Annotated in this window: 4 protein-coding genes and 2 pseudogenes; 2 read left to right on the forward strand and 4 right to left on the reverse strand. The window is 68.9% G+C overall.

Annotation, left to right across the window (positions count from 1 at the left end):
- Positions 1-151 (reverse strand): annotated as a pseudogene (locus DBV14_RS33820) (DNA-binding response regulator); the annotation flags it as partial.
- Positions 148-1,704 (reverse strand): ATP-binding protein, encoded by a 1,557-nt coding sequence (locus tag DBV14_RS08950; protein ID WP_124458837.1) that lies wholly within the window; start codon positions 1,702-1,704, stop codon positions 148-150. The pseudogene DBV14_RS33820 and the gene DBV14_RS08950, both read right to left, overlap by 4 nt.
- A 163-nt stretch (positions 1,705-1,867) precedes the next feature.
- Between DBV14_RS08950 and DBV14_RS08955 the strand changes: the two genes are divergently transcribed.
- A complete protein-coding gene (locus tag DBV14_RS08955; protein ID WP_260396883.1) occupies positions 1,868-1,996 on the forward strand; it encodes a hypothetical protein in 129 nt (42 codons plus the stop codon).
- Positions 1,997-2,002: 6 nt separating this feature from the next.
- Positions 2,003-2,308: a hypothetical protein gene (locus DBV14_RS08960; RefSeq protein WP_124458839.1), complete on the forward strand. Its 306-nt coding sequence runs from the start codon at positions 2,003-2,005 to the stop codon at positions 2,306-2,308.
- Here DBV14_RS08960 and DBV14_RS08965 read toward each other — a convergent pair.
- Positions 2,269-2,953 (reverse strand): annotated as a pseudogene (locus tag DBV14_RS08965) (response regulator). The gene DBV14_RS08960 and the pseudogene DBV14_RS08965 sit on opposite strands and share 40 nt — an antisense overlap.
- Positions 2,954-2,975: 22 nt before the next feature.
- On the reverse strand, positions 2,976-4,761 hold a 1,786-nt coding region (gene bamA, locus DBV14_RS08970), incomplete at its 5' end, for an outer membrane protein assembly factor BamA (RefSeq protein ID WP_124458840.1).

The following is a 4,761-nucleotide window of genomic DNA, read 5'->3' on the forward strand; positions in this document are numbered from 1 at the left end:
GCAGCGTCAGGTCGGGCGGCGACGCGACGATGCTGTCGAGCGCGCTTTGCCCATCGGCGAAATGCGCGGTCTCGTAGCCGGCGTGGCGCAGGTAGTCCTGCACCACCGAGGCGATGTCGAGTTCGTCCTCGACGATGACGATGCGTGTCATGACGATGCCGCCAGTGGCAGGGTGAGGGTCATGCGCAGCCCGCCGAGCGGCGAGGCCGACGCGTCGATGGTGCCGCCATGCGCCTCGATGGTGGCGCGGCAGATCGACAGGCCGAGCCCGGAGCCGCCGAACTCGCGGCTGCGCGAGGTCTCGCCCCTGAACAGGCGGTCGAACAGCCGTGGCAGCTCGTTCTCGGGCAGGCCGGGCGCGCTGTCGTCGAAGACCAGCGTGAGGCGGTTGCCGGTCCAGGCGCCGTCGACCGTCACGCCGATGCGCAGCTCGCCACCGCCATCGGTGTAGGCCAGCGTGTTCTCCAGCAGGTTCATGAACACCTGGTGCAGCCGGCGCGCATCGCCTTCGACCATCGGCTGCGCGGAGCCCGCGACCAGATCGACGGCGCGCCGGTCGACCGCGATGCCGCGCTGCACGAAGCGGTCGCGCGTGTGGTCGAGCGCCTCTTTCAGCAGCGACAGCGGGAACACCGTGGCGGTGAGCAGGTCGCTCTGCGGTTCGCGCATGCTGCTGCGCAGGTCATCGACCAGTTGGCCGAGCCGGATCACCTGGCGGTGCAGCCGCAGCTCGTGCGCCGCGTCGGCCAGCCAGGCGCGGCGCGAGGCCTCCACCGTGTCCAGTCGCTGCGCCATGTCGTTGAAGGTCTTGCCGAGCAGGGCCAGTTCGTCGGAACCATGAACGGCGACGCGCGTGGACAGGCGCCCGCGCGCCACTTCTTGCGCCGCCTGCGTGAGCGCGTCGATGGGCTTGAACCAGCGGCGCGCCAGCAGCCACGACAGCACCAGCGCAAAGGCCAGGCCGCACAGCCCGGTCAGCACGATCACGCCCGACTGCCGCGCGAGGAAGGCGCGGTCGGCTTCGCTTTCGAGGCCCTGCACCGGCGCCAGCGCCAGGTAGCCGACCACCGACTTGTTGCGCCGTATCGGCAGCCGCGCCGCGTTCTCCAGATCGACCGTGGCGCCGACCACGCGCTCACCCTTGGCATCGAGCACGGCCAGCCGCTGGAAGATGGAGTCGGCCAGTTCGCGCGGATCGGGAAAGAACCAGGGCGGCGGCGGTCCCGCAAGGAACCGCCGGGACAGCAGCTCGAGCTGCGGCGACGGCGAAGGCTGCGGGGATGCCGAGGGCGATGAGGGCGATGCAGGCGCGGAGGACGACGAAGGCGGCGGCACCTGCGGCGGCACGATCTCGGTGGTTCCCTCGGGCGGCGCGCCGCGCAGCGAACGGTACTGGTACCAGGGCGGCAGCCTGCGCTCGTCGGCGACGCCCGCGCCGTCTAGCACGGCCGCCAGCCGGCCCATCTGCAGGCGGTGCCAGGCTTCGTCGTTGTCGCGCAGGTTCTTCCAGTCGCCGTTGGCCACGTAGTGCTTGAGCACCAGCTGCGCGAGCCAGTCCATGCGCCGTATCTCGATCTCGGCCACGTAGGAGCCAAGGCCCCGCTGCAGCGCCAGGATCGAAAGGCCGGCGAAGCTGAGCAGCAACACGATCAGCAGGGCGGCCAGCGCCAGGAAGATCTTGCGGGAAAGGGTCAGGCGCGGCATGGGCTCGGGGCGGGCATGGGCGCATTCTGCGACATGCGTTCGGGGCGGGCGGGCGTCATGGGCGGGCTGTGGAAAAGCCGCCGATCTTCGCGCCCGATCGAGGAGAAATATGGGAGAAGTGTTCTCCCATATTTCTCCCGATTCAGGACGCAGCATGCGGGGCATGACCCCTGACATGGACCTGACCCTGCTGCTGCCGCTGGTGCCGCGCTTCTGGGCCGTCGCGCTGCTGTGGGCCCTCCTGGTGTGCTGGTTCGAGGCCCGCGTCACGCGGCCGCTCGCGGGAGGCTGAGCCCTGTTGCGAATCACGACGGTGCAGCACCCGGGCCGCCTCGCCGCGATGGCGCAGCGGCTCGCGGGCTTCCTGGCCTTCTGCGGGCTTGCGCTCGGCGCCTTCATCGCGGGCCGGGACGAGTGCCCCGAGCGCACCCATGCCCAGCACGCGCGCGGCAGGGCCAATCTGTCGACGCTGGCGCCGATCATGGGTGCCAACGACGGCATGCCGCCCGCGTTGCCCTCGCGAATGGGCGCCGCCGCCTGCCTCCATCAAGCGGGCCCATCGCCTCAAGCCGGCCGCTCCGCGAAGCTGAAGCCCACGCCGTAGATCGAGCGGATCCAGTCGTGCGAGGGCATGACGCAGGCCAGCTTCTTGCGCAGGTTCTTGATGTGCCCATCGACCGCGCGCTCGTTCACGTCGAGCGCCTCGGGAAACGCGGCTTCGAGCAGCGTCGAGCGCGTGAACACCCGGCCGGGGTCGCGCGACAGCGTGCGCAGCAACAGCAGTTCGCGCCGCGTGAGCGCCAGCGCATGCCCCTCCAGGCTGGCGCTGGCACGCGGGTCGGCGAAGCTCACCGCGGCCGACGGCCTGGCGGCATAGGTGCGTTGCGCATGGCGCCGCAGGATGGTGTTGACGCGCGCCACCACTTCGCGCGGCGAGAAGGGCTTGNNACACGTAGTCGTCGGCGCCCATATCGAAGCCGCGCAGCCGGTCGGCCTCGTGCGTGCGCGCCGTCAGCATGATGATCGGATGGTCGCTGTGCGAGCGCACTTTTTCCAGCACCCGCAGGCCGTCGATGCGCGGCAGCGCCACGTCGAGCAGCGTGAGCGCCGGCGGCGAACCCAGGATGCGTTCCAGCGCCGCCGCGCCGTCGCCGATCTGCTCGACTTCGTGGCCCGCGTTGCGCAGCGGCGCCAGCAACACCGGGGCGCTGCTGTCGCGCCCGTCTTCCACCAGCAGGATGCGGCCCATGGCAATGCTCCTTCGCCTTGCTTCAGAAAGATGTTCCGATCTGGAACTGGAAACGCTGCGTGCGGTCCGCCGCGATGTTGTTGGCCGTGTCGGCCTTCTGGTACATCAGCGGCACCGCATAGGCCAGCCGCAGCGGGCCCAGCGGAGAGATCCAGCTGATGCCGATGCCGGTCGATGCGCGCAGGCGGTTCTGCGCCTTCCACTGCGCATCGGTCATGCCGCTCGTGCGGTCGGCAAACACATTGCCCGCATCGAGAAAGGTGTACAGGCGCAGCGAGCGGTCGTTGCCCGCGCCCGGAAAGGGCGTGCTGAATTCCATGTTGAAGATCGCCTTGCGCGTGCCGCCGAGCGAGCCACCCGTCACCGTGTCGACCGGCCCCAGCGAGTTCTGCTCGAAGCCGCGAATGGAGCCGAGCCCGCCCGCATAGAAGTTCTTGAAGATCGGGAACGCCGTGCCGCCCAGCGCCTTGGCATAGCCGAGCTGGCCGTTGAACGCCAGCGTGTACTGCTTGGACAGCGCGAAGTACTGCTGGTACTGGTAGTTGGTCTTCAGGTAGCGCAACTCGCTGCCCACGCCCACTTCGAGGTTCGCGCTCTGCAGCCGGCCGCGCGTGGGCACCAGCGCGCTGTCGCGGTCGTCGCGCGACCAGCCCAGGGTCGCGGGTATGCCCACCTTGGTCCGGCCCGCGCACACCACGCTGGGCGCGGTGCCGGTGCATTCGAAGTAGTCGAGGTAGGCCTGCGGCGTGGCGGTATAGACGTACGAGCCGTTCACCAGCGTGTACGTGCCGTTGCTGCCGGGCGTGAAGGCATAGCGCTCGACGCCGATGCCCAGGAACACCGTGTCCAGCTCGCCCACCGGCAGGCCGAAGCGCACCGAGCCGCCGTCGCTTGCCAGCTTGTAGTTGCCGTCGGCCTCGTAGTAGGGGCGGGTGGTGGTGTGAAAGACGTTCAGCGTGCGCGAGATGCCATCCTTGGTGAAGTACGGGTCGGTGGCGGTGAGCGAGACCGTGCGGTTGTACGAGCTGGTGTTGACCTGCAGCCCAAGGTAGTTGCCGCTGCCGAACACGTTCTCCTGCGTGATGCCGAAGGTCAGCGAGATCTTGTCGGTCGATGAATAGCCGGCGCCGAGCTGCAGCGAGCCGGTGGGTTTTTCGGTCACGGTCACCGACAGGTCGACCTGGTCGGGCGAGCCCGCGACCTCGGTGCTCTCGACGTTCACGTCGGTGAAGAAGCCGAGGCGGTCGACGCGGTCGCGCGACAGCTTGATCTTGNNGAACTGGCGGAACTCGCGGCGGATCACCTCGTCGCGCGTTTTCGAATTGCCGCCGATGTTGAGCCGTCGCACGTAGATGCGGCGCGACGGCTCGGCCTTGAGCACCATCACCACGCGGTTGGCGACGCGGTCGATCTCGGGTTCGGCCTTCACGCGCGCGAAGGCATAGCCGAAGGTGCCGAAGTAGTCGGTGAAGGCCTTGGTGGTGGCCGCGACGTCTTCGCCGTTGTAGGGCGCCCCGGGGCGGATGGTGACCAGGGTCTTGAACTCGTTCTCGCGGCCCAGGTAGTCGCCCGCGAGCCTGACGCCGGCAACGGCGAACTTCTGGCCCTCCGTGATGTTGGCCGTGAGCGTGATGGCCTGCCGGTCCGGCGAAATGGCGACCTGCGTGGAGTCGATGCGGAACTCCAGGTAGCCGCGAGTGATGTAGTAGCTGCGCAGTGTTTCAAGGTCGGCGTTGAGCTTGCTGCGCGCGTACTGGTTCGACTTGGTGTACCAGGCCAGCCAGCCACCGCTGTCCTGGTCGAACAGG

The sequence above is a fragment of the Variovorax sp. KBW07 genome, from assembly GCF_003852515.1.
Taxonomy (GTDB): Bacteria; Pseudomonadota; Gammaproteobacteria; order Burkholderiales; family Burkholderiaceae_C; genus Variovorax.

Bases quoted from the DNA above. Each gene is read 5' to 3' on its own strand.
- DBV14_RS08955 (WP_260396883.1), top strand. From the start codon at position 1,868: ATGACCCCTGACATGGACCTGACCCTGCTGCTGCCGCTGGTGCCGCGC.
- DBV14_RS08950 (WP_124458837.1), bottom strand. From the start codon at position 1,704: ATGCCGCGCCTGACCCTTTCCCGCAAGATCTTCCTGGCGCTGGCCGCC.